The 24,813-nt window shown below is 57.8% G+C and carries 22 protein-coding genes; 13 read left to right on the top strand and 9 right to left on the bottom strand.

Translation table 11 applies throughout. From position 1 onward, the window contains the following. Positions 1-13 precede the first annotated feature (13 nt). The 3 genes from cysN to RQI55_RS09575 are packed head-to-tail and all read right to left on the bottom strand — an operon-like array spanning position 14 to position 3,249. Positions 14-1,489, bottom strand: a complete 1,476-nt coding sequence (cysN, locus tag RQI55_RS09565) for a sulfate adenylyltransferase subunit CysN (protein ID WP_243256497.1) — start codon at positions 1,487-1,489, stop codon at positions 14-16. After that, on the bottom strand, positions 1,489-2,442 hold the full coding sequence (gene cysD, locus RQI55_RS09570; RefSeq protein WP_042618220.1) for a sulfate adenylyltransferase subunit CysD: 954 nt from the start codon (positions 2,440-2,442) through the stop codon (positions 1,489-1,491). The genes cysN and cysD overlap by 1 nt, the downstream gene beginning before the upstream one ends. A gap of 33 nt (positions 2,443-2,475) precedes the next feature. After that, complete coding sequence (locus RQI55_RS09575; RefSeq protein ID WP_243256496.1) at positions 2,476-3,249, bottom strand: phosphoadenylyl-sulfate reductase; 774 nt, start codon at positions 3,247-3,249, stop codon at positions 2,476-2,478. A gap of 453 nt (positions 3,250-3,702) precedes the next feature. Here RQI55_RS09575 and RQI55_RS09580 point away from each other — a divergent pair, with 453 nt between their 5' ends. From RQI55_RS09580 to RQI55_RS09595, 4 genes are all read left to right on the top strand, one after another. After that, entirely contained in the window at positions 3,703-4,728 is a 1,026-nt protein-coding gene (locus RQI55_RS09580; protein WP_243256495.1) for a sulfate ABC transporter substrate-binding protein, read from the top strand. A gap of 132 nt (positions 4,729-4,860) precedes the next feature. Next, positions 4,861-5,718, top strand: a complete 858-nt coding sequence (gene cysT, locus RQI55_RS09585; protein WP_243256494.1) for a sulfate ABC transporter permease subunit CysT — start codon at positions 4,861-4,863, stop codon at positions 5,716-5,718. Beyond that, positions 5,711-6,583 (top strand): sulfate ABC transporter permease subunit CysW, encoded by an 873-nt coding sequence (gene cysW, locus RQI55_RS09590; protein WP_243256493.1) that lies wholly within the window; start codon positions 5,711-5,713, stop codon positions 6,581-6,583. Before cysT ends, cysW begins: the two co-directional genes overlap by 8 nt. Before the next feature lie 11 nt (positions 6,584-6,594). Further along, the gene (locus RQI55_RS09595; protein ID WP_042618443.1) at positions 6,595-7,632 is read left to right on the top strand and encodes a sulfate/molybdate ABC transporter ATP-binding protein; all 1,038 of its coding nucleotides are present in this window, start codon (positions 6,595-6,597) and stop codon (positions 7,630-7,632) included. Positions 7,633-7,941: 309 nt separating this feature from the next. On the opposite strand, the gene RQI55_RS09600 is transcribed toward RQI55_RS09595, so the two are convergent. The 3 genes from RQI55_RS09600 to RQI55_RS09610 all read right to left on the bottom strand — a co-directional run bounded on the left by RQI55_RS09600 (position 7,942) and on the right by RQI55_RS09610 (position 11,230). Beyond that, positions 7,942-8,943, bottom strand: coding sequence for an NAD(P)H-quinone oxidoreductase (locus RQI55_RS09600; RefSeq protein WP_243256492.1), 1,002 nt, complete (start codon positions 8,941-8,943; stop codon positions 7,942-7,944). Positions 8,944-9,041: 98 nt separating this feature from the next. Then, on the bottom strand, positions 9,042-10,841 hold the full coding sequence (locus tag RQI55_RS09605; protein ID WP_192063589.1) for an EAL domain-containing protein: 1,800 nt from the start codon (positions 10,839-10,841) through the stop codon (positions 9,042-9,044). A gap of 161 nt (positions 10,842-11,002) precedes the next feature. After that, positions 11,003-11,230 (bottom strand): type II toxin-antitoxin system ParD family antitoxin, encoded by a 228-nt coding sequence (locus RQI55_RS09610; protein WP_243256490.1) that lies wholly within the window; start codon positions 11,228-11,230, stop codon positions 11,003-11,005. A 276-nt stretch (positions 11,231-11,506) separates the two neighbouring features. Here RQI55_RS09610 and betI point away from each other — a divergent pair, with 276 nt between their 5' ends. From betI to RQI55_RS09630, 4 genes are all read left to right on the top strand, one after another. Beyond that, the gene (gene betI, locus RQI55_RS09615) at positions 11,507-12,118 is read left to right on the top strand and encodes a transcriptional regulator BetI (protein WP_243256489.1); all 612 of its coding nucleotides are present in this window, start codon (positions 11,507-11,509) and stop codon (positions 12,116-12,118) included. A 16-nt stretch (positions 12,119-12,134) separates the two neighbouring features. After that, a complete protein-coding gene (gene betB, locus RQI55_RS09620; RefSeq protein WP_243256990.1) occupies positions 12,135-13,598 on the top strand; it encodes a betaine-aldehyde dehydrogenase in 1,464 nt (487 codons plus the stop codon). 64 nt (positions 13,599-13,662) lie between these two features. Then, a complete protein-coding gene (gene betA / locus RQI55_RS09625) occupies positions 13,663-15,315 on the top strand; it encodes a choline dehydrogenase (RefSeq protein WP_243256488.1) in 1,653 nt (550 codons plus the stop codon). A gap of 149 nt (positions 15,316-15,464) precedes the next feature. Continuing rightward, on the top strand, positions 15,465-16,796 hold the full coding sequence (locus RQI55_RS09630; protein WP_243256487.1) for a chloride channel protein: 1,332 nt from the start codon (positions 15,465-15,467) through the stop codon (positions 16,794-16,796). Between the two features lie 69 nt (positions 16,797-16,865). On the opposite strand, the gene RQI55_RS09635 is transcribed toward RQI55_RS09630, so the two are convergent. Then, a complete protein-coding gene (locus tag RQI55_RS09635) occupies positions 16,866-17,645 on the bottom strand; it encodes a DUF3750 domain-containing protein (RefSeq protein WP_243256486.1) in 780 nt (259 codons plus the stop codon). A 76-nt stretch (positions 17,646-17,721) separates the two neighbouring features. Between RQI55_RS09635 and RQI55_RS09640 the strand changes: the two genes are divergently transcribed. Continuing rightward, complete coding sequence (locus tag RQI55_RS09640) at positions 17,722-18,723, top strand: asparaginase (protein ID WP_243256485.1); 1,002 nt, start codon at positions 17,722-17,724, stop codon at positions 18,721-18,723. A gap of 5 nt (positions 18,724-18,728) precedes the next feature. Here RQI55_RS09640 and RQI55_RS09645 read toward each other — a convergent pair whose 3' ends face one another. Further along, entirely contained in the window at positions 18,729-19,388 is a 660-nt protein-coding gene (locus tag RQI55_RS09645; protein WP_243256484.1) for a glutathione S-transferase family protein, read from the bottom strand. A 346-nt stretch (positions 19,389-19,734) separates the two neighbouring features. On the opposite strand from RQI55_RS09645, the gene RQI55_RS09650 reads away from it, so the two are divergent. Together RQI55_RS09650 and RQI55_RS09655 are read left to right on the top strand one after the other, a co-directional pair. Next, positions 19,735-21,204, top strand: a complete 1,470-nt coding sequence (locus tag RQI55_RS09650) for a bifunctional diguanylate cyclase/phosphodiesterase (protein WP_243256483.1) — start codon at positions 19,735-19,737, stop codon at positions 21,202-21,204. Between the two features lie 117 nt (positions 21,205-21,321). Further along, the gene (locus RQI55_RS09655; protein WP_243256482.1) at positions 21,322-21,516 is read left to right on the top strand and encodes a hypothetical protein; all 195 of its coding nucleotides are present in this window, start codon (positions 21,322-21,324) and stop codon (positions 21,514-21,516) included. Here RQI55_RS09655 and RQI55_RS09660 read toward each other — a convergent pair. Next, on the bottom strand, positions 21,513-22,073 hold the full coding sequence (locus tag RQI55_RS09660; RefSeq protein WP_409233708.1) for a MarR family winged helix-turn-helix transcriptional regulator: 561 nt from the start codon (positions 22,071-22,073) through the stop codon (positions 21,513-21,515). The genes RQI55_RS09655 and RQI55_RS09660 overlap by 4 nt on opposite strands. A gap of 114 nt (positions 22,074-22,187) precedes the next feature. Between RQI55_RS09660 and RQI55_RS09665 the strand changes: the two genes are divergently transcribed. Next, positions 22,188-23,687 (top strand): MDR family MFS transporter, encoded by a 1,500-nt coding sequence (locus tag RQI55_RS09665; RefSeq protein ID WP_192063599.1) that lies wholly within the window; start codon positions 22,188-22,190, stop codon positions 23,685-23,687. Positions 23,688-23,800: 113 nt separating this feature from the next. After that, a complete protein-coding gene (locus tag RQI55_RS09670) occupies positions 23,801-24,811 on the top strand; it encodes a ligase-associated DNA damage response exonuclease (RefSeq protein WP_243256481.1) in 1,011 nt (336 codons plus the stop codon). Positions 24,812-24,813 lie beyond the last annotated feature (2 nt).

The following is a 24,813-nucleotide window of genomic DNA, read 5'->3' on the forward strand; positions in this document are numbered from 1 at the left end:
TTTTGTTTCTGGCCTAATCCAGTTGGTCCAAAAGGCGAGACGCCGCTGCCGAACTTGTGCGGCGAAGCTCGATCTCGTCGCGGCGGCTGGAAAGCTGTTCGCTCGCCAGAAGCGCCTCGGCCAGATCGGCGGGGAGGGAAAGGATCACCCGTTCGCCCTGCGCAATCTTGCCCGTATCGGTGCGTCTGTTCAAAATCATGCCGCCAGCAACGGTGTTGTTGGTGTCGGCATCGATCAGTATGAACGAGCCCGTCGAGCGGTTCTGCTCATAAGGGTCGAAGATCGCCGTTTCGTCGAAGGACAGGCGCACCTTGCCGATGGCATTCATGGCAAGCGTATCGGTGTGGGCAAGCCATTGGCCGTTCTTCAAGTCCAGTTGCGTTATTGGCTGCACGCTCACGCGCTGGCGGCGGCTGCCGCTTTTCAGCCAGTAGCGCTTGCCGGGCTCAATGCCGCCGGGTTGAAGCGCCACGATCTGCGCATCGAAGGCATGGCCCGTCTGCGGCTGTGCTTCGATGGAGACGATCATGTCGCCGCGCGAAACATCCACCTGACGGTCGAGAACAAGCGTAATCGCATCGCCGGAAACGGCGGCATTGCGCACCAGATCAAACGTCACGATCTGCTTGACGTTGGCGACCATGCCCGATGGAAGGATGACGACGGAATCGCCCGGCTTGACGGCGCCACCGGCAACCGTGCCCTGATAGCCGCGAAAGCTCTCGCCGGGGCGAGAAACGCGCTGGACGGGAAGGCGGAAGCCGCCGGTCTGGGTTGAGCGAGATGTCGCAAGTTCCAGCGTTTCGGCAAGCGTCTGGCCCTCATACCATGGCATGGCGGCCTTGCCGGAATGCACGACATTTTCGCCCTTGAGCGCCGACATGGGAATGGCGGTAATCTGCTTGATGCCCAGCGATAGTGCAAACTCGCGGAAGTCGTGGGCGATCAGCTCAAAGCCTGCCTTGTCGTAATCCGTCAGGTCGATCTTGTTGACGGCCAGAACGAATTGGCGAATGCCCATCAGGGCTGCAATCGTTGCGTGACGGCGGGTCTGTTCCAGAATACCGGTGCGGGCATCGACCAGAAGAACAGCCAGATCGGCCGTCGATGCGCCGGTTGCCATGTTGCGGGTATATTGCTCATGGCCGGGTGTGTCGGCCACGATGAAGGCGCGCTTGTCGGTTGCGAAATAGCGATAGGCAACATCGATCGTGATGCCCTGTTCGCGTTCCGCCTGAAGACCGTCCAGAAGCAGCGCGAAATCGGGCAGGCCGAGATCGTTCTGCTTGCCGCTGTCGCGGTGCAATGTGGCGGCCTGATCTTCCTTCACCGCCTTGGTGTCCCAAAGCAGGCGGCCAATCAGCGTCGATTTGCCGTCGTCCACACTGCCGCAGGTGATGAGGCGCAGCGGGCGGGTGTCTTTCACGGCTTTGGCATGTTCCACGAAGGGCAGAATAGTGGCGGATTGCGCCGTGCTGGTCTGGGTCATCAGAAATATCCTTCGCGTTTCTTCTTTTCCATGGAGCCGGACTGGTCACGGTCGATGGCGCGGCCCTGCCGCTCGGAAACGGTGGCGATCTCAAGCTCGGAAATCACCTCATCCAGCGTGGTTGCATGAGAATTGATGGCGCCCGTCAGCGGGAAGCAGCCCAATGTGCGGAAGCGGATCATGCCTTCCTGCACCACTTCGCCCGGCTGAAGTTCCAGACGCTCGTCTTCCGCCAGAATCATCATGCCATCGCGCTCCACGTAAGGGCGGTTCTTGGCATAATAGAGCGGCACAAGCGGAATGCTCTCCGCCTGGATGTAGCGCCAGATATCGACCTCGGTCCAGTTGGACAGCGGAAAGGCGCGAACGCTTTCGCCCTGACGAACCATGCCGTTATAGATGTTCCACAGTTCCGGGCGCTGGTTGCGCGGGTCCCATTTATGGTCTGGCGTGCGGAAGGAATAGATGCGTTCCTTGGCGCGGCTGGCTTCCTCATCGCGGCGCGCACCACCAAAGGCGGCATCGAACTTGCCCGCATCCAGCGCCTGTCGCAGCGCTTCCGTTTTCATGATGTCGGTGTAGAGCGCCGAGCCATGGCTAAACGGCGTCACATTTTCGCTGGCGCCACGCGGGTTAGTGTAGGAAATCAGGTCCAGATCGTATGTCTTGACGATCTCATCCCGAAACGTGATCATTTCCTTAAACTTCCAGCCGGTATTGACGTGCAGCAGCGGGAAGGGAATGCGGCCGGGAAAGAATGCCTTGCGCGCAAGATGTAGCAGTACGGACGAATCCTTGCCGATGGAATAGAGCATGACCGGACGGTCGAATTCTGCCGCGACCTCGCGGAAAATGTGAATGGCTTCGTTTTCCAGCGCCTTCAGATGGGGGTCGAGCGGCTGCTTTGGTGTAGTGACATTGCTGCCTTCCGTTTCCGGAACTGCTTTGGTCATTGTAAACTCCGGCACTCTGATAAATCGAAATCTCTAGGATCGTTGTGAGGCGGTTGGGATGGTGGAGGCTTGGGATGCCTCGGCCACATGCAGACCGCATTCGCGTTTTTCGTCATTCTCCCACCACCAGCGGCCAGCGCGTTCTGCCTCGCCGGGCTTGATGGCGCGGGTACAGGGTTCGCAGCCAATGGATGGGTAGCCGCGCGCGTGGAGCGGGTTGACGGGAATGTTTTCCGCCGCGACATGCGCGTTGATGCGCTCAATATCCCAGTCCGCAAGCGGATTGATCTTGATCAGATTACGCTCGGCATCAAATTCCGCAAATGGCGTGGTTGCCCTGTTGCCCGATTGCCCCCGGCGAAGGCCCGTTACCCAGAAGCTTGCACCATCCAGCGCCTTGGCCAGCGGCACAAGCTTGCGCACGTGACAGCAGGCATGGCGGGCTTCGACGCTGTCGTAAAAGCCGTTGAGACCGTATTTCGCCGCATAGGCATCAATATCATCCTGGGTGGGACAGAAGCGCTCGATCGTGATGCCGTAACGGTCTTCCGTCTCGCTGATGAGCTTAAGCGTCTCGGCAAACAGACGTCCCGTCTCCAGCGTGGCGACATCAACTGGCAAACGATGCGTGCCAATGGCGGCTGTTATCACCTGGTCTTCAATGCCAAGGCTGGTCGTGAAAACGGTTCGTCCACCCAGACCCGCTACAAAGGCAAGCCGACCTTCCAGATCAAGGCTGGCGAGTTGGCCGTCGAGCGATGCGATATTATGGCTGGAAAATTCATGCTGCGAGGTGCTGATGGTCATTTCGCGGGTTCCATACACTGTTAAACAAAATATCCCTGAATTCGCCCCGCTTGGACAGGAATGGCTATTCTTGTGCGCATGGAGAGAGAGCAAATATCTCTCGTGTGCGGTCAATCTGCGCAAAAGACGCCCAACGGCGCATGGTCCGCCGAGATCGCAAGACGATGTCACGTGGACATATCAAGAGTTGCTGGCGGACTGGCACAAGTCGGCAAAAAAATTCCATCGACCAAAAAATATCCGAATTCAGAGCGCAAAAATGGGTAAAATCCGAACTGGTTTTGCGCGTCGCATTTGTTTTCCACGCGCCCTGTTGCGTGGTTTGGCAGTGCGGCGGCGTGTTTGTTGCGGGTTAAGCAACTGCAATGGAAACACTTTTGCGATTGCGTCTGACCTGATTGACCGTCGGGGCTTTCCCGCTAGTGTTAGAAGCGCACCATAAGGAGGGTATCGATGTCCAAACTTCTTTCCAGCCTGAGCGCGATTGCGCTAAGCCTGTCTTTCACACTGGGAACAGTTGCAACGGCGTCAGCGGATACCAAGCTTTTGAACGTTTCCTATGATCCGACGCGAGAACTCTACAAGGACTTCAACGCAGCCTTTGCGAAGAAGTGGAAAGCCGATACCGGCGAGGATGTCAGGATCCAGCAGTCGCATGGCGGCTCTGGCAAGCAGGCTCGCTCGGTGATCGATGGTCTTGAGGCCGATGTCGTCACGCTGGCACTTCAGAGCGATATTGACGCTATCGTCAAGAACAGCGGCAAGATCAATGCCGATTGGCGCTCGCGCCTGCCGAACAATTCCGCGCCTTACACATCCACCATTGTGTTCCTCGTTCGCAAGGGCAACCCCAAGGGCATCCACAATTGGGGTGATCTGGTAAAGGGCGATATCCAGATCGTCACGCCAAACCCGAAGACATCGGGCGGCGCGCGCTGGAACTACCTCGCGGCCTGGGCTTGGGCAAACGAAGAGTTCAAGGGCGATCAGGACAAGATCAAGGCCTATGTCGGCGACCTCTATAAGCGCGCTCCGGTGCTCGATACGGGCGCACGCGGCTCCACCGTAACCTTTGCGCAGCGCCAAATCGGTGATGTGCTGCTGGCATGGGAAAACGAAGCCTATCTGGCTGGTGAGGAATTCGGCAAGGACGAGTTTGAAATCGTCGTTCCGCCCATCTCCATTCTCGCAGAGCCGCCGGTGGCCGTAGTGGACAAGAATGTCGATGAAAAGGGCACCCGCAAGGCTGCCGAGGCTTACCTGCAATATCTCTATTCCGACGAGGGACAGAATATTGCGGCCAAGCATTTTTACCGTCCGTCCAATCCTTCCGTTGTTTCGAAGGATCTGCTGAAGCAACTGCCTGACATCAAGCTCGTCACCATTGATGACCCGCAGTTTGGTGGATGGGCCAAGGCGCAGCCGGAGCATTTCGGTGATGGCGGCATCTTCGACCAGATTTACAAGCCCGCCAACTAAGCGGATGATGGGCCACTCCGAACAGGGCAACCACGCTCTTTTCGGACCGAAGACACGATCAACCGGCCTTGAGGCCGGTTGATGGCGCATAGGAGGGCGGCTGAGGATGGCCCCCATATACCCGGAGCCTTGATGAGCAATACGCAATCGCCCACAAAGTGGAAGTGGCGCCAATCCAGCGTCCTGCCGGGATTCGGCCTGACACTTGGTTACACCATCACCTATCTGTTTCTGATCATTCTCATCCCGCTTGGCGGTCTGGTCTGGTCCACTGCAAAGCTCGGCCTCGCAGAGTTCTTCGCCATCTTAACAGATAGCCGCACGCTGAATGCCCTGCGCATCAGCTTCACCACAGCGTTTCTGGCGGCACTCGTCAACGCCGTCTTCGGCGTGCTTATCGCCTGGGTGCTGGTGCGGTACCGCTTTCCCGGCCGCCGCTTCGTGGATGCTATCGTGGACCTGCCCTTTGCGCTGCCCACCGCCGTTGCCGGCATTGCGTTAACGGCACTTTATTCCAACCGTGGCTGGGTGGGGCAGATGTTTGAGCCCTTCGGCATCAAGATCGCCTTTACACCAACCGGCATCGTGATCGCGCTCATCTTCATCGGTCTGCCTTTCGTGGTGCGCACGGTGCAGCCGGTCATGGAAGAGATCGACCGGCAGGTGGAAGAGGTTGCTGCAACGCTTGGCGCAAACCGTTTCCAGACCATCACCCGCATTCTACTTCCCGGTCTGTTGCCCGCCATTCTCACGGGCTTTGCGCTGGCGTTCGCGCGTGGGGTGGGGGAATACGGCTCCGTCATTTTCATCGCCGGTAACATTCCCTATGTCTCTGAAATTGCACCGCTTCTGATCGTGATCCGGCTGGAAGAATTCAACTATCCCGCCGCCACCGGCATCGCCACCATCATGCTGATCATTTCCTTCTCCATGCTGTTCGTCATCAATCTCATTCAGGCCTGGAGCCGCAAGAGGTACGGTTATGCCTGATCAAGCCCGCACACTCTCGTCCAAACCCTTCCGAGATCCGGCAAGCGAAGGTTTTCCGGCAAAGCTCGTTCTGGTCGGCATAGCCTTCCTGTTTCTGGCGCTTTTTCTCGTTCTGCCGCTGGTCGCGGTCTTTGTGGAAGCTTTCCGCAAGGGTGGCGAATATTTCTGGGAATCGATCATCGAGCCGGATGCGCTCTCGGCCATTCGCCTGACGCTGCTTGTTGCGGCGATATCGGTGCCGCTCAACGTCGTCTTCGGCGTGGCCGCCGCATGGGCCATCGCCAAATTCGAGTTCAAGGGCAAGGCATTTCTCATCACGCTGATTGACCTGCCATTTTCCATCTCGCCAGTCATTTCGGGCCTGGTCTACGTCATCCTGTTTTCATCCCACAGTGTGCTCGGACCGTTTCTGAAAAGCTATGGCATCGAAATCCTGTTTGCCGTGCCGGGCATCGTGCTCGCCACCATCTTCGTCACCTTTCCCTTCGTTGCGCGTGAGTTGATCCCGCTGATGCAGGATCAGGGAACGGGCGATGAGGAGGCAGCGATATCGCTCGGTGCATCCGGCTGGCAGACCTTCTGGTTCGTTACCCTGCCCAACATCAAATGGGGCCTGCTCTATGGCGTGTTGCTGTGCAACGCCCGCGCCATGGGCGAGTTCGGTGCCGTGTCTGTGGTCTCAGGCCATATCAGGGGCGAAACCAACACCATGCCGCTGCATGTCGAAATCCTCTACAACGAGTACAATATCGGCGCGGCCTTTGCGGTGGCAACATTGCTGGCGGGCCTTGCGCTGGTCACGCTTGTTCTCAAAACCATTCTTGAAATACGCTTTGGCGCGGGCAACGCCGCCGGCAAGCATTGAAGGGCATGTCCATGGACGTCAAAGTTACCAACATCACCAAGCAGTTTGATCGCTTTCCGGCATTGGACAATGTTTCGCTGGATATTCGCTCCGGCGAGTTGATTGCGCTGCTTGGCCCCTCCGGCTCCGGCAAGACCACGCTCCTGCGCCTCATCGCCGGTCTGGAACAGCCCACCAGTGGGCAAGTGTTCTTCGGCGATGAAGATGCTTCCCATCGCACGGTTCAGGAACGCAATGTCGGCTTCGTGTTTCAGCACTATGCCCTGTTTCGCCACATGACGGTGGCTGACAATATCGCGTTCGGCCTGAAAGTCCGGCCATCCGCGACGCGCCCGGCAAAGTCTGAAATCCGCAAGCGCGTGTCCGATCTGCTGGATATGGTGCATCTGTCAGGCCTTGAGAAACGCTATCCCACCCAGCTTTCTGGCGGTCAGCGCCAGCGTGTGGCGCTCGCCCGTGCCGTCGCCATTGAGCCGAAAGTTCTGCTGCTGGATGAGCCGTTTGGCGCGCTGGATGCCAAGGTGCGCAAGGAGCTTCGCCGCTGGCTGCGTGAATTTCACGATCGCACCGGCCACACCACGGTTTTCGTGACCCATGACCAGGAAGAGGCGCTGGAGCTGGCAGACCGCGTGGTCGTCATGAGCCAGGGCAAGATCGAGCAGGTGGGCACCGCCGATGATGTCTATGATACGCCCAACTCGCCCTTCGTGTTCTCTTTCATCGGGGATTCCTCCAACCTGCCGGTCACGGTCCGCGATGGCCACATGCTGTTTCAGGGTGAAAATATCGGCCTGCGCGATGCCTGCGAAGGCGATGGAGAGCTGTTCTTCCGCCCGGAAGATGTGGTTCTGACCGATGATGCCGATGCTCTCTATGGCAAGGTCACGATTTGTCGCCGTCTGGCGGGAACGCGCATCGCTGAAATCGATATCGCCAATAATGGCCACGAGCCCCATCATCTGGAAATCGAAGTGCCGCTCGATGCCACAGTGGCCGTCGGCAACCAAGTCCGCTTCCGCCCAACCCGCTGGAAAGTGTTCCGCAAGTAAGCCTTGCGCCTAAAGCCAGAAATAGGAAAAGGGCCGCTTGTGGCGGCCCTTCCATGAGTTTGGTCTTGTTTCAGACCTGGAAACGTCTAGCAACGTCCCGCTGGAAGGCGGATCAAGCCGAGGGCTGCCTCGTCAAAATCAAATCCTTTCCATTGCCTGCTACGAAGACCGAAATCTCATTAGACATTGGATCACCTTCCTTTCACTACGTTGAACATGAGTAGAAGGTAATACGATTCGGCGAGATTGCAAGGGCCAACCGTCAAAAGCTCAGGCGGAGAAACCGCCAGAGCTTTCCGCGCCGCTGGCTCAGGAAACCCGCATCACGATCTTGCCGATGTGGTTGCTGGATTCCATCAACCGGTGTCCCTCTGCCACGTGGTCGAAGTCGATGACATCGTGGATGACGGGGGCGATGGTGCCTGCTTCCAGCAGCGGCCAGACTTCCGATACCAGCTCGTCACGAATGGCGCGCTTTTCGTCTGCGGTGCGTGGGCGCATGGTGGAGCCTGTTACAGTCAGGCGCTTCACCATGATGGGCCGCAGATCCACCTTTTCGGTGATGTTGCCGCCTAAGAAAGCGATGATCGACAGGCAGCCGTCCTTGGCAAGTGATGCCAGGTTTTTCTCGAAATAGGATGCGCCGATCATGTCGAGGATCACATCCACGCCCTTGCCGCCGGTCTCGGCCTTGATGACCTCGGCGAAATCTTCCTCGCGGTAATTGATCGCACGTTTAGCGCCGATCTTTTCGCAGGCATCGCATTTTTCTTTTGAGCCAGCCGTGGTGTAAACCTCTGCGCCAAAAGCCTTGGCAAGCTGAATGGCCGTCGTGCCGATGCCGCTGCTGCCGCCGTGGATCAATACGCTCTCGCCTTCGGTCAGCCCCGCCATCTGGAAGAGGTTGGCCCAGACGGTAAAGAATGTTTCGGGCAGGGCGGCAGCTTTCACCGCGTCATACCCTTTGGGAAAGGGCAGTGCCTGACCCACCGGTATCACGCAATATTGCGCATATCCGCCGCCATTGGCGAGGCCGCAAACATGGTCTCCAATGCTGAATTCGATAACGCCATCGCCAAGCGCGACGATCTCGCCGGAAATTTCCAGACCCAGAACCGGGCTGGCATCCTTCGGCGGCGGGTAGGCTCCCTGGCGCTGCGCTACATCCGGCCGGTTGATGCCTGCCGCCTGCACCTTCACCAGAATTTCACCCGGCTTTGGCGTGGGAAGAGGGCCGGTTGCAAAGGTCATCACCTCAGGCGCGCCGAAGCTTGGCAGGTCTACAAATCGCATCGTCTCGGGCAAAGTCATGGCGGGCCTCCTTTTGTTTCAGTGGCGGAAACCTATTCGAGACGCCGCTAATATGGAAGGAGGCGTTTTGCCGCGAAGGCAATTCTCTTGGCGTAGCCCTATGCGCCGTAAGTGCGGATCACCAGCCCGGACTCGCTTTCCTTTGCGGCTTTCTTGATGGCGGCAATCTCGCTGCTGATCCGTTCAGGGTTGCCGATAATCAGCCCCTTAGGCAGTTGTAGAACGCCGATGGAGCAGCGCAGCAAGGCAAATTCCCGCTCATTGCCAAACCGGTCGTGACCCAGGATCAGCCCGGCCGCGCGGTCTTCTTCGGAATAGAGATCGACCACATCGTCATGGAAATCACCGAGCAGACGCTCGAGAATTTCGGTGACTTCATCCATCGTCCAGTCCCGCACGCCGATGAAAAAGTCATCGCCGCCAATGTGGCCGAGGAAGCAATCACCGGAGAAGAAATAGCGTTTCATCAGCGCCGAAAACAGGCTGATCGAGTGGTCGCCGACATGGAAGCCGTATTTGTCGTTGAAAGGTTTGAAATTGTCGAAGTCGCAATAGCAGAAGAACCTGTCTTCATCGCTGTCGCTGCAACTGTCTTCAATGAAGTTGCTGATGGCGCGGTTGCCGGGCAGGGCGGTCAGCGGGTTTTGCTCCTGCGCCAGCTTCAACTGCTTCTCATTGATGACCTTGATGAGAGATGCCGCCGAAACCACGCCGATATAGCGCATGTTCTCCGTCAGGATCACGCAGGCGCTGCCGCCGGTATTGGCAAACACGTTCATCAACTGGTCGGCATCGGCATCCAGCCCCACAATCGGCGCACCATCGACGAAGTGAGAAATGGTCCGCTCATAGACCTTGTTCTTCAGCAGATCGCGCCCAAACGGCTGATAGATATATTCCTTGAGATGGTGTTCGTTGATGACGCCGCGCGGCTCGCCATTGGCGTTGAGAACCGGAAAGAAAGCCTGTGCCGGATTGCGGCGAAACAGCTCGAACACGCTGTCGATCGTGTCGTTTTCATAGACGGTCGGCAGCCGTTCGATCTGGCGACGAATGAGGATCTCATCCAGCGTCTGGCTGCTGCGGCGTGTCTCGCCCAAATGTTGAAGATGCGGGAAGGCGCTCTGCAATTCGCTGACGAAGGTCGTGGGGCGGGAGATGAACCAGCCCTGCACGAGGTCAACGCCATGTTCACGACAGGCCAGAAACTCGGCCTCGGTCTCAATGCCTTCCGCGATGACCCGCACACCCAGAACATGCGCGATGTTGACGATGTTCTTGACCAGATGCCGCTTGCGCGGATTACGGTCCACGCCCTCGATGAAATAGCGGTCGATCTTGAGATAATCGACGGGATATTCGCACAGCAGTTTCATTTCGCCATGGCCAACGCCGAAGTCGTCGATGGCCAGCTTGAAGCCTTCCTTGCGCATCCGGGCAATCAGCGCCGCAAATTCTGGCACGCTGGTATTGTCGAAACGTTCTGACAGTTCAAAGCAGATGGATGATGGCGGGATGGATGCCTTGGCGAGATGTTCCAGAAGCTTGTCGAGAATGCGGTCGCCATGGGGGATGAGCCGCACATCAAGGTTGAGAAAAAGGGTCGCCGTTTGAAAATCGGTGAGTGTTGAAAACTTTGCCAGCGCACGTCCGGCCAGCATCTGCTCGACTGTGACAAGCTGGCCGTCTGCCTCGATCTGGTCCAGAAGCTCCAGCGGATTGGAAAATCCGATTCGGTCAAACCCCCGCATCAGCGACTCATAGCCGAAAACAGATCCGGTTGTGACCTCTACGATGGGCTGAAACGCAGTTTCCAGAACCAGCTTGGCCATGGACGCGATCTGCCCGCTTGCGAACCGCCTGATCACATCAGGGTCGATTGCCGTCGACATGCTCATTCTCTCCACTGCGCCCTGTTTTATAATTTTGCGGGCACTTTTAGGCGTGGAGAATGGCGAAGAGTCCTCAACAAAAACTTTCGCGTTGATGAAGCTTTGTTGAAATATTTATGACAGCTCGGCGACGCGCTAAAACAGCAATTGCGAACGCGTGCAGATAGTTAGCCGTGTTTTTTAAGAGCGTGAGCGGCATAGAGATCGGCGACATTCATATGTTCGCCCGTCTCTGCTGGTACGCGCCTTGCACGCCCTGTTGCGCTGTTTGTGTCAAACCAAAGCCGCAACGCGGCGCGCACAACTTCGCTTCCAGAGGCGTATTCCCCACAATCAACGGCCTCGCGCATCTTTGCAGCCTGCTCCGGGGAAATGGATACTGTTACCATCGGCATCGTGTTTCTCCCTGTTTTAGGGACGCTCTCGATCATCTCAAGCATGTCCCTCAACGACCTTTTTATACATCCGCGGGTGGTCAATCCTCTGCGAATTTGAATATCGAAATATTAGCACATGCGTGCGTCCACGAGAAGAAACAACCGCGTGTGCTTTTCGTTCCCAAGGGAAATATTCTTTTTGCTGGACGCGATGGGGAAGGCCGGAGGCGTCATGAAAATTATTATTGATTGATCAATCAATCAATAATAAATTGGTGGTCTAGGAGATCGATGATGCCGAAGCTTGGAATGGAACCGCTGCGCAAAAAGGCGCTTATGGATGCCACATTGCGTGCCATCGGCCAGAATGGGTCGCTGAACGTGACCATGTCCGATATTGCCCGCGAGGCAGGGGTATCGGCAGCACTCGCGCACCATTATTTCGGCAGCAAACAGCAGCTTCTTCTGGAAACCATCCGCAGCCTGCTGCGGGCGTTGGGTCAGGATGCCGTTGCGGCCTTGAGCCGGGCGGCTGGGCCGCGTGAAAGGCTCAGCGCCATCGTTCGCGTGTCGTTTCAGAGCGAACAATTCTCCGATGACACGGTTGCCGCATGGCTTGCCTTTTACATGGAGGCGCAGCGTTCCGAAGAGATGCGCCGCTTGCTGGTCATCTACACACGGCGTCTGCGCTCCAACATCATGGATAGTCTCAACCGCCTTTGCCCGCCAGATGATGCGGCGCGGATTGCCGAAGGCGCGGCTGCCCTGATCGATGGTCTTTATATCCGCCACAGCCTGCACACCGCGCCGCTTGGCCATTCATCTGCGCCCGCTCTGGTGGAGAATTATTTCGACACCCAGCTCAAACCCTTTTCCGACGCCAAGCCGTCCATTCGTATTCTTTGAGGACCTTTAGATGACACTGAAAGCCCAGCCGAAAGCATCGCATTTCATCGATGGAGATTACGTCGAAGATAGTGCAGGCACTGTGTTTGAAAGCATTTATCCCGCAACCGGCGAAGTCGTTGCACGGCTGCATGCCGCCACGCCCGCCATTGTGGAGCGCGCCATTGCCAGCGCCAAGGCTGCGCAAAAGGAATGGGCGGCGATGAGCCCCACGGCACGTGGCCGCATTCTGCGCCGTGCGGCAGATATCATTCGGGCCCGCAACCGCGAACTGTCCGAGCTGGAAACGCTGGATACCGGAAAGCCGATTCAGGAAACCATCGTTGCGGATGCGACGTCAGGCGCAGATTGCTTCGAGTTCTTCGGCGGCATTGCGCCCTCGGCGCTCAACGGTGATTACATTCCGCTGGGCGGCGATTTTGCCTATACCAAGCGGGTGCCGCTCGGCGTCTGCGTCGGCATCGGCGCGTGGAACTACCCGCAGCAGATCGCTTGCTGGAAGGCGGCTCCTGCGCTGGTTGCAGGCAATGCCATGGTCTTCAAGCCATCGGAAAATACACCGCTCGGCGCGTTGAAGATCGCTGAAATTCTGATCGAGGCCGGTCTGCCCAAGGGCCTGTTCAACGTCATTCAGGGGGACCGCGAGACCGGCCCGCTGCTCGTCAACCACCCTGACGTGGCCAAGGTTTCGCTGACAGGCTCGGTGCCGACAGGCCGAAAGGTGGCTGCCGCCGCCGCCGGTCACCTCAAGCATGTCACCATGGAACTGGGCGGCAAGTCTCCGCTCATCGTGTTTGACGATGCAGATATTGAAAGCGCTGTCGGCGGCGCGATGCTGGGCAACTTCTACTCGTCCGGTCAGGTCTGCTCGAATGGCACCCGCGTCTTCGTGCAGCGCGGTGCAAAGCAGCGTTTCCTCGAAAACCTGAAAAGCCGCACCGACGCCATGGTGATTGGTGACCCGATGGATGAAGCAACCCAGATCGGCCCGCTGGTGTCGAAAGCGCAGCAGGAAAAGGTGCTGGGTTATATCGAGAAGGGCAAGGCCGAGGGCGCGACGCTCATCACCGGCGGCGGCATTCCCAACCACGTTGCGGGTGAGGGTGCGTATGTGCAGCCAACCGTGTTTGCCGATGTGACCGATGGCATGACCATTGCGCGTGAGGAAATCTTCGGACCCGTGATGTGCGTTCTGGATTTTGATGACGAAGAAGAAGTCATCGCCCGCGCCAACGCCACGGAATTTGGCCTCGCAGGCGGCGTTTTTACTGCCGATATGTCCCGCGCCCACCGTGTTGTCGATCAGCTGGAGGCAGGCACGCTGTGGATCAACACCTACAATCTTTGCCCGGTGGAAATGCCCTTCGGCGGCTCCAAGCAGTCGGGCTTCGGCCGCGAAAATTCGGCAGCAGCGCTCAGTCATTATAGCGAGTTGAAGACCGTGTATGTGGCAACGGGCAAGGTCGAAGCGCCGTATTGATAGGGTGATGGGGCGGGCCGCTTGAAGCGGTGCCGCCCGTCAGGGGCCGTGGGGAACATTTGAAATGCAGCAAGCAGATTTCGTCATCGTCGGTTCAGGCTCGGCAGGCTCTGCCATGGCCTATCGCTTGTCAGAGGACGGCAAATATTCGGTTGTTGTCATTGAGGCGGGCGGCTCGGATATCGGGCCTTTCATCCAGATGCCGGCGGCCCTTGCCTGGCCCATGAGCATGAAGCGCTACAATTGGGGATATCACTCCGAGCCTGAGCCGAACCTCAACAATCGCCGCATTACCGCCCCGCGGGGCAAGGTCATTGGCGGGTCGTCTTCCATCAACGGGCTGGTCTATGTTCGCGGCCATGCGGAAGATTTCAACCGGTGGGAAGAGCTTGGCGCACGCGGCTGGTCCTATGCCGATGTGCTGCCCTATTTCAAGCGCATGGAAACGAGCCATGGCGGCGAGGAAGGCTGGCGGGGAGCGGATGGGCCGCTGCATGTCAAACGTGGCCCCGTCACCAACCCGCTGTTCCACGCCTTCGTGCAGGCGGGCGCGCAGGCCGGTTTCGAGTTGACGGACGATTATAACGGCTCCAAGCAGGAAGGCTTCGGCCTGATGGAGCAGACCATCCACAATGGTCGGCGCTGGTCTGCCGCTAACGCCTATCTGCGACCCGCGCTGAAACGCGGCAAAGTCACGCTGGTGCGTGGCTTTGCCCGCAAGATTGTGATCGAGAATGGCCGTGCCACCGGCGTCGAGATCGAGCGCCGTGGCGTGGTGGAAACCATCGTCGCAAACCGCGAGGTCATCATCTCTGCCTCATCCTTCAATTCGCCCAAGCTGTTGATGCTGTCTGGCATCGGCCCCGCCAAGCACTTGCAGGATATGGGTATCGAGGTGAAGGCGGATCGCCCCGGTGTGGGTGCAAATCTTCAGGACCATATGGAGTTTTATTTCCAGCAGGTCTCGACCAAGCCGGTTTCGCTCTATTCATGGCTGCCATGGTTCTGGCAGGGTGTGGCGGGTGCGCAATGGCTGGTGACGAAGGGCGGTCTTGGCGCTTCCAACCAGTTCGAAGCTTGCGCCTTCCTGCGCTCCGAGTCGGGGCTGAAGCAGCCGGATATCCAGTTTCACTTCCTGCCCGTCGCTATTTCCTATGATGGCAAGGCGGCGGCAAAGAGCCATGGTTTTCAGGTGCATGTCGGCTTCAACCTGTCGAAGTCGCGGGGCAATGTCACGCTGCGCTCATCCGATCCGAACGATGATCCTGTCATCCGCTTCAACTATATGAGCCATGCGCAAGACTGGGAAAAATTCCGCCATTGCGTTCGCCTGACGCGGGAAATCTTCAGCCAGAAGGCCTTTGATGACTATCGCGGCCCCGAGATCCAGCCGGGTGAAGGCGTCCAGTCCGATGCGGATATCGATGCTTTCCTGCGCGAGCATCTGGAAAGCGCCTATCACCCCTGCGGCACCTGCAAGATGGGTGACCGGGATGATCCGATGGCCGTTGTCGATCCTGAATGCCGGGTCATTGGCGTTGAGGGCTTGCGGGTGGCCGATAGCTCGATCTTCCCGCATGTCACCTATGGCAACCTCAATGGTCCGTCGATCATGACGGGTGAGAAGGCCGCCGATCATATTCTGAACAGGCAGCCTCTGCCCCGCTCCAATCAGGAGCCATGGGTCAACCCGCGTGCAGCGATCAGCGACCGCTGAGACGCCGCTGCATCAGAATTTATGGGAAAACAGAACGGGCGGACGTCATGCGTCTCGCCCGTTTTTCATGCCATTTGCCGTCTATGAGGTTGCAATCATATGTTCACAGGCCGATAAAACAGCCCTGTTTTAGATGATTGAAAAGTGCCATGCCTGCAAAATACCGCAAAATCAAAATGTTCCGCCGCTCCCGCGTCGTGTGGGGAAGCTGGCGCATGTGGAAGCCGCGTGCGGTCTTCTGGGCCGGTGCGGTGGCCGTTGGCGTCATCAGCGTTGGCTTTGCCAAGGCGGCGGATTGGGCGCAGCATGTGTTTTTCGCAACGACATCATCAGGTCCATGGGCGTTTCTGCTGCCGCTCATCATCACGCCCGTCGGTTTCGTGCTCTGCGCATGGCTGGCCATGGTGGTGTTTCCCAATTCCGGCGGCAGCGGCATTCCGCAGGCCATCGCCGCCCGGCATTTTCATGATGATGAAGACCGCTCGCGCCTTCTGTCGTTGAAGCTCGCTTTCGGCAAGATAATGCTGACCATTGCCGGTCTGTTATCCGGCGCATCGATTGGCCGTGAAGGCCCGACGGTTCAGGTCGGCGCGTCCATCATGCTCCAGGCGGCGCGGCTTGGCGGCATGGCGCAGGCCAGAGGCCTCATTCTGGCGGGTTCCGCCGCAGGCATTGCAGCCGCTTTCAACACGCCGCTGGCGGGCATCGTCTTCGCCATCGAGGAAATGAGCCGCACTTACGAGGCCCGATCCAATGGTCTGGTTCTCACCGCCGTGATTGTCTCGGGCCTTGCCTCGCTGGGTCTCATCGGCAGCTATACCTATTTTGGCACCAGCACCGTGCTGGCGCAGACAGTGAGCGATTGGGGACTGGTCGTGCTGTGCGGCATTGGCGGCGGGGTGTTCGGTGCGCTGTTCAGCGCTGCGGCCTTGCAGGTGTCTCAACGTGTCAGGCGCTGGGCACATAGCGTGCCTTTGAAACGCATGCTGGTGGTTGCGGCCATCTGCGGCCTGGCCTCTGCTATTATCGGCGTTGCCACAGGCGGCGCGACCTTTGGAACGGGTTATGAGCAGGCGCGTGCGGCCATCGAAGGGCATGCCACATCACCGTTCTTCTTTATCGAGAAGCTGGCAAGCACGTTTCTCGCCATGATATCAGGCATTCCCGGCGGCATATTTGCGCCCTCGCTATCGGTTGGTGCGGGTTTTGGCAGCACGGTCGCATCCGTGCTGGGTGCCAGTGTCGGGCTGGGTGCCATCGTAGGCATGGCTGGTTATTTTGCCGGTGTCGTTCAGGCGCCGATGACAGCCTTCGTCATCATTCTTGAAATGACCGGCAACCATGAAGCGGTGATCCCCATCATGGCGGCGTCCATGCTGGGATATGTCACCTCACGGCTAATTTCGGCAGAGCCGCTTTATCACGGCCTCTCGCGGGTGTTCATCGCGCAGGTTATCCGCGCAAGGCGGGCGACCCGATAACGCCAGAGCAATTTCAGCAAAAGTGGGAGCCGGTTTTGCGTCCGGAATTGCGGCAAAACAAACAGAGCGTCAGGCGCTCACGGGTTTACGCTCAGGAGCGGGTTCAAAAGATTTCGTTCCGAAGTAGCCGAGACCGGGAATTTTGATGCCGGGGTTCATGATGTCGAAACCAGCGACGAGACCCAGAAAGTTGATTTCAAAGCCGCTTCGGACACCCGCTGAAACACCAACGAAGCCGCCAAGGGACAAGTTCACGTCTTTCCAGTCATCCGCAATGTGGATGAACTCTCCATTGGGCAAGTAATCGCGCCCAACCGCATCGGGTGGCAGCACCACGCCCAGTTCCGGCACGCTGCGCAACACATGAGCAACGAAGGTGTTGGAGTTCGGGCCGGGATAGATGTTATAGCCACCGGCCTTGCCATAGGGGTAATCGGCAATGGCCTGCGTCATTTTCGGGATCAGCCGCTCGGCCTCTTCGCCGTGAATTTCCAGCACACGCCGGGGCATGTTGGAATACCAGTAGGCGTCAGGCGCATAGGCGTTGCGGCGAATGGGCGTGCCCCAACCCACCTTGTCATACCGCTCATAGGTCGTGGCACCCTCGCGCTTCATCACGATCCAGGCGTGGCTGGCCAGCGATCCTTTGAGGCCGCCCGTCATGGCGGAGTAGATATAGATGGCCGCTGGCTTGTCGGCGGGCGCTTCCGGCAGAATGCCTGCGGAAGACCAGCGCGCATTGCGATAGCCGGTGGGGTGTTCCTTCATCGCCCACAGACCGGCGGAAGCCAGCGCGGGCAGGAGGTAGATCAGGAAGACAGCAACCAAAAAACGTTTCGCGTATTTCAATGAAGGAGCCCCGTGCATCGTTGCGGCAATTCATCTAAACAACAGACTTAATTTCGCATTTTTTGAGGCCATACCCATGCACAACCCCGTTACTGTCGAAGTCACGCGCGGAAATCTTACCGAGAGCCGCCATCGTGGCATGGCTGTGGTGGTGGATGGAGATGGCGCGATTGTTTTTTCGGCAGGCGATATCGAGGGTGGCGTGTTTCCCCGCTCGGCCTGCAAGGCCATGCAGGCGCTGCCTTTGATGGAAAGCGGCGCGGCGGATGCGTTCGGTTTTGGCGATAAGGAACTGGCGCTTGCCTGCTCGTCTCACTCAGGCGAAGATGCCCATGCCGAGCTTGCGGCCTCCATGCTGGCAAGAGCGGGCAGGGATGAGAGTGCTCTCGAATGCGGCGCGCACTGGTCGTCGGACCAGAAAACCATCCTTCATCAGGCGAAAACGCTGGAGAAGCCGTCGGCACTTCACAACAATTGCTCTGGAAAGCATTCCGGCTTCATCTGTGCCTGCTGCCACACGGGAACAGATGTTGAAGGCTATGTCGGTTACGATCACCCGCTCCAGCAGGAAATCCGTGGCACCATGGAAAGCCTGACGGGGGCTGCCATGGGCCAAGACAATTGCGGTGTCGATGGCTGCTCGATCCCGACCTATGCCATTCCGCTGAAAAGTCTGGCGCACGGCTTTGCGAAGATGGCAACGGGGCAGGGGCTGGAAAGCATCCGCGCCAAGGCTTCACGCCGCCTGATCGACGCCTGCATGGCGCAACCATTCTATGTTGCTGGAACAGGCCGTGCCTGCACGCGGCTGATGGAGATCGCGCCGGGGCAGATCTTCGCCAAGACCGGTGCTGAGGGCGTGTTCGTCGCGGCCCTGCCGCAGCAGGGCATCGCCATGGCGGTAAAGTGCGAGGATGGCGCAACACGTGCGGCGGAGGCCATGATCGCGGCTCTGCTCGCGCGGTACTTCGAAGAGGACAGCGCCGAGCAACAAACACTTCTCCGTATGGCAAACCGTTCCATGAAAAACTGGAACGGCATCCATGTCGGCGATGTCAGGGTCACGACCCGGATGTAGGGGACTTACGCTGCCTCGTTCTCGCGCGCGCTCCACATGGCCTTGAAGGCGGGGCGCGCCTGGCAACGGTCCAGCCATGCCTTGACGGAGGGATTGGCCGCAAACAGCGGCGGATGGGCGCTGGCATAGCGCACCACTTCAGCGACGTTGATATCTGCCACGCTGAAACGGTTGCCAACAAGATAGTCGTTGGTGGCAAGGTGTTGATCGAGAACCTTGAATGAGCGGCGCAGCATACGCGCGGCCACTTCAATCACCGCCTGTCCGGTGTCGCTTCCTGCCAGCCCTTCTGCGGCCGCAGAAGAAATCTTCAAGGCGTTGCTTTCAATCTCCGTGGCCGCAAAGAACGACCACTGCATCATATGCGCGTCTTCCGAAAGATCTGCCGGAGCAAGGGGCGTTCCATATTTGCGCGCCAGATAGAGGTTGATGGCCATGGATTCGTAAAGAACCATTCCATCGTCATCGACACAGGGAATGGTGCCCATGGGATTGATCGCCAGATAGGACGGGCTTAACGTGTTGATCGGGGCATCGGCACCGAGCGGATCGCTGACACGCCGCGCCTGGATGACCGGAACATGCGTGAATTCAAGCCCAAGTTCCCCTGCCAGCCACAATGTGCGCGTGGCGCGAGAACGAAAGGCACCATAAATCGTCAACATTTTAATTCCCTCGTGATTCCCTGCTGCAACCTATTGCTGTGATCTACAAAACGGAAGTGATAAGGTTAGAAAATAAACATGTTTTCTTTCCATCTGACTCATCTCAAGATTGCAATTAAGATTTATTAAATTTATTAGTAATGGAGGCCTGGTGAAAATCGCAGGGCATATGGATACAATGCCATCTGAATATATTGAAATGTATATACAGGGTCACCTAATATCTTAATTCAGAATAAGTAAATTTGCATCACTTTATACAGGCTGAGATTTCCTAGAAAAGTATGGTTTTCGGATCAAAGCTCAATGACGAGTGAAAAAGTCGAGTAGTAAGGGCTCTTACGGAATGAGTGAAGAAAAAGGCGCTCGCAATCCAGTCGTCATGGACATGAATGCCGATTTTCTGTTGGATGGTCTTTCAGACTCCAGAATGTCCTATTTGCTCGACAATATACCGGAGATGGTTTTTTTAAAGGACGCTGAGGGTTACTATACCTATATGAATGCGGCATGTCTGGCATGCCTTGGCCATGAACCCACGTTCTTGCACGGGCGCAGGCTTACAATATACGATATCGCTCCACCGGAAATTGCGCGCCAGCTGGATGAGATAGACCGTCGGCTTCTCGATACGGGTAACGGCAGCTATAATGCCGAATACAATATCTCATTTTCAGACGGGCAAATCCGTTGGTTTTCGGGAACCCATATTCCTGTGCGCAATGATCGGGGCGAGATCGTTGGAATCGCAGGTATTTCCAGAGACATCACGGAAGCCAAATGGCAGGAATCCCTGCGCCGTAGCCACGCCGCGCTTCTTGAGATGATCGTGCATGGCAAGCCGTTGCAGCTCATTCTCGAAGCCGTGGTGCGCACGGTTGAAGACCTGCTGGATAATCTAACTGGCTCCATTCTTTTCATAGAGCAGAACCGGTTGCGAAACTGCGTTGGGCCGAACCTTCCCGAGAGCTATGTCGCGGCTGTGGACGGCGTGGAAATCGGCGCAGATGTTGGCTCATGCGGAACCGCAGCCTGGCTGCGGCAAGCAGTCTATGTCAGCGATACGTTTCAAGATCCGCTATGGAGCAACTTCATAGAACTCGTGATGCGCCACGGGCTTCGGTCCTGCTGGTCGACGCCGATCTTTGGCAATAACGGCGTGTTGCTTGGAACATTTGCTCTCTATTCCGGCACGGTGCGGATGCCTTCTGCCATTGAGCGCGAGATCATCGACATGGCGACCAATATTGCCGGCATTGCGATTGACCGCCGCCGTGCGGAAGACAAGGTCAACTACATGGCCCATCATGATCCGCTGACGGGGCTTTCCAACAGAAACCTGTTCTGGAGCCAGTTTCAGCGCGCCATTCATGAGGCCCGACGCGAAAACAGGCTGGTGGCTGTTACCTATATCGATCTCGATAATTTCAAAGAAATCAACGATGTCTATGGTCATGGCGTGGGCGACGAAGTGCTGCGCAGCCTTGCCGAGCGGATCAAGAACTGCATCCGTGCATCCGATATCGCCGTCAGGCTTGGCGGTGATGAGTTTGCGATCATTTTCAGCAACCCCCAACATGACGAGCCCGGCATATTGCAGCGGCTGGAAACCATTCGTGAGCGCGCCGCCGAGCCGATCGAACTGAATGTCGGTTCTCTCACGGTCACCTGTTCCTCCGGCACAGCGTTTTATCCAAGCGATGGCGAAACGCCGGAGGCCCTTTTGGCAAAGGCGGATGCTGCCATGTATGAGGCCAAAAAAGGCGGGCGTAACGGCGTGCGGTTTTTCGAGCAGTCCTGCGGCGACGGTATCTGACGTCCCTCGCGTTGCGACAAATAGTTCGTCGCTGCGCAGGGGTGAGATTTGATTTCCCGCAAATGCCCATGCCGGGTTTGCGTCTAGTGTCATGCCATCAAGCTGATGGAGTTTCTCATGACCGATCCCGACACCGTATTCGACGCAATGGCTACCCCTGTCTATGCAGGCATCGCCATCGTGCTCCTGCTTTCTGCCCGGCAGGTGGAAATCTGGAAAGAGAAACGCCTTGTCCGGGGCAGGTCGTCAGGCACGACAACTCACCCTATGCGCGCTGGTAAGGCTCAGAAACACAGCGTCTTCGCCGTCTAGCTCTCGCTCTCATCGCCGGGCTCATCAACAGTTGCCTGCTGGCTAACATCTGCTGGAGCAGGAAGATAAGGGACCAGCCGCTGTTCGAATCGTCCGATAAAGCGGTCGAACAGGCGGGCGAAATCCGCCACGTCCTGTTCCGGCCAATCGCTTACAACTTCGCGGATGATGCTGACCTTGGCGCTGCGCATCTCTCCCAGAATGGTATGGCCAAGCGGGGTGATGACGACCAGACTGCGCCGTGCGTCTTCCTGCGAAACCTCGCGTTTCAGAAGCCCGCGCCCCACCATTTCCGCCACTACCCGGCTGCCGCGAGACGGATCAAGCCGCATGGCATCCGCGATGGCGCCGACAGTCGCAGGCTGGGCAGCCCGGTGCACAACATCCAGCACATCGATGTGAGACAGTTCCAGCCCCGGCGCCAGCCTGGCGATGGCCATGCGCCCGATAATGCGCCGACCGATCATCAGGCGCATCCTGGTCATGGTCTGACTGATATGCAGCACCTCGTCGCTTTCCATAGTGTCGCATGTGGGCGCTGGCGCCTGTTTGCTCATTTTCGTACTCCCCGAACTCTTGTCCAAACGATAGCACGGTTTTTATAAGCGTGCCATTGACATATATGTGCGAAAGGCACATAAATTTTTCTCATCAATTGTGAGAACCCCACCATGGATATATCCGTCCAGCCCACGGCGTCGCTTGTTCCTGATCGCCGCCGCAGGCTCTTTGTCTTCTTTCTTCTCATGCTTGCCATGTTTATGGCGACGCTCGACAACCAGATCGTGTCGACTGCTTTGCCCACGATTGTTGGTGAGTTCGGTGGGCTTGAAGGTTTTGGTTGGATTGGTTCGGCCTTCCTTCTGGCGTCCAGTGCGGTCATGCCGATTTACGGAAAGCTGGGGGATCTCTTCGGCAGAAAATATGTGATGATCGCGGCCATCGTGATCTTTACCATCGGCTCTCTGGCATGCGGCATGGCATGGTCCATGAATTCCCTCATCGCAGCGCGCGTTCTGCAGGGCCTTGGCGGCGGTGGCATTCTGGTCTCAATCTTTTCCGTCAATGCAGATCTGTTCGAGCCGCGGGAGAGAGCCAAGTATCAGAGCTACTCCAGCCTCGTCATCATGGCGTCCGGCAGCATCGGCCCCGTTCTTGGCGGTACGATGAGCGATCTCTTCGGCTGGCGCTCGATCTTCCTGATCAACCTTCCGATTGGCATCGCCGTCATCACGGGCCTTGCTCTGCTGCTGCCCAACAGGCGCCCGGACCGCCAGCCCAAGATCGACTATATGGGCGCTGTCCTGCTGGCGCTGACCATCACATGCATCGTCCTGTGGGCGGATAGTTCACAAATATTCGGCTCCATCTTTGCATGGAAGAGCCTCTGCATCGTCGCATTTGCCGCCCTGACCGCATATCTCTGGGTGAAGGTCGAGCGCCGTGCGCCGGAGCCTGTCGTACCTCTGCATCTCTTCAAGGACAGCACATTTCCTTTGCTCATGATCATTTCCCTCATCAGCGGGGGTCTGGGCATCGGCATGGTCAATTATTACGCGCTGTTTTTGCAAACAACGACCGGCCTTTCACCCTCCACTGCCGGTCTGTTCTTCATCGCCGTCACCGGCGGCATCGTTGCGGGGTCGCTCTCAGCAGGGCGCCTGATTTCCAGAACCGGCAAATACAAGCCTTTCTCGGTGGCCAGTCTGACAATCGCAATGCTGGCCATGCTGTCGCTGTCACAAATGCACGCAGGCACACCTCTTTATATTATCGCCGCCATCATGTTTACGCAGGGGCTTGGTGTGGGGCTGGGTCAGCAGGTACCGATCATCGGCGTCCAGAACTCGGCTCTCAAGGAGGATCTCGGCGCGGCCAGCGGTGCGGTGACGCTGACGCGCATGGGTGGCGCTGCCATTGCCATTTCCGTTTATGGTGCCATCGTCTCATCCAGTCTGACAGGCGTAGGGGCTGATATTCCAGGCGTTGGCAAGATTGAGGAGCTGACACCGAAAATGCTCTCGGAACTACCGGCTGCATCGCAGGCCGCCGTTGCGGCACTGTATAGTGGTACATTCACTATTCTCTTCTATGCCGCAGCTCTGACCGCAGTCATCGGTCTGATTGCCTCTATTGCGCTGAAAAATGTGAGGCTGCCTACGGGCCGCTGACGAGAAGCTGCCAGCGAAAGGTTGACCTCGCGCTGCTGCGGGAATCATGATGGGTGGGGAACGTGTTTGGCAACCACGCGTTTTCACCCGTCGCACCGCAACAGATGGCCCCCATGAAGCCTGACAAACTGCTCTATCCCACGCCGAAAGGCCTCTATTGCCCGGTTGGTGATTTTTACGTGGACCCCGTGCGGCCAGTGCCGCGGGCCCTGATTACCCACGGCCACTCGGACCACGCAAGGGCGGGCCACGAAAAGGTTCTGGCAACACGCCAGACGCTGGATATCATGCGCATCCGCTACGGCGAGGATTTTACCGGCAGCGAACAGTCTATTGGCTTTGGCGAAACGGTTGACGTCAATGGCGTGACCGTAGGCTTTCATCCGGCTGGTCACGTTCTAGGCTCGGCGCAGATTTCCATCGAACATGGCGGTATCAGGATTGTCGCATCAGGTGATTACAAGCGCGGTATCGACCCGACCTGCGCGCCTTTCGAGCCCGTGCCCTGCGATGTCTTCATCACCGAAGCGACCTTCGGACTGCCAGTGTTCCACCACCCCAAGCCCGCCCACGAAATCGCCAAGCTTTTGACGTCGATCCGGCAATTCCCCGAGCGCACCCATCTCGTCGGTGCATATTCCCTGGGCAAGGCGCAGCGAGTGCTGAGGCTTCTGCGTGACAATGGCTACAGCGAACCTGTCTACATTCACGGCGCGCTGGCCAAGCTGTGCGATTACTATATGTCGCAGGGCATAGAGCTGGGCGATCTGCGTCCCGCCACGCTTGAGAAAAGCAACCCGGAACAGTTCAAGGGCGCCATTGTCGTCGGGCCGCCCTCGGCCTTTCAGGAAAAATGGGCGCGCCGCTTCAACGAGCCGCTGATTTCTTTCGCATCCGGCTGGATGATGGTGCGCCAGCGCGCCAAGCAGGGCGGGGTTGAACTGCCACTGGTCATCTCAGACCATTGCGACTGGCCGGAACTGCTGGAAACCATCAAGGAAGTCGCGCCGTCCGAAGTCTGGGTCACCCATGGCCGCGAAGAGGCGCTGGTGCGCTGGTGCGAGTTGCAGGGCATTCCGGCCCGACCTTTGCATCTTGTGGGCTACGAGGATGAGGGGGATTGATG

It is taken from the genome of Rhizobium sp. WCS2018Hpa-16, assembly GCF_031843705.1.
In the GTDB taxonomy this organism is placed as follows: domain Bacteria; phylum Pseudomonadota; class Alphaproteobacteria; order Rhizobiales; family Rhizobiaceae; genus Agrobacterium; species Agrobacterium tumefaciens_C.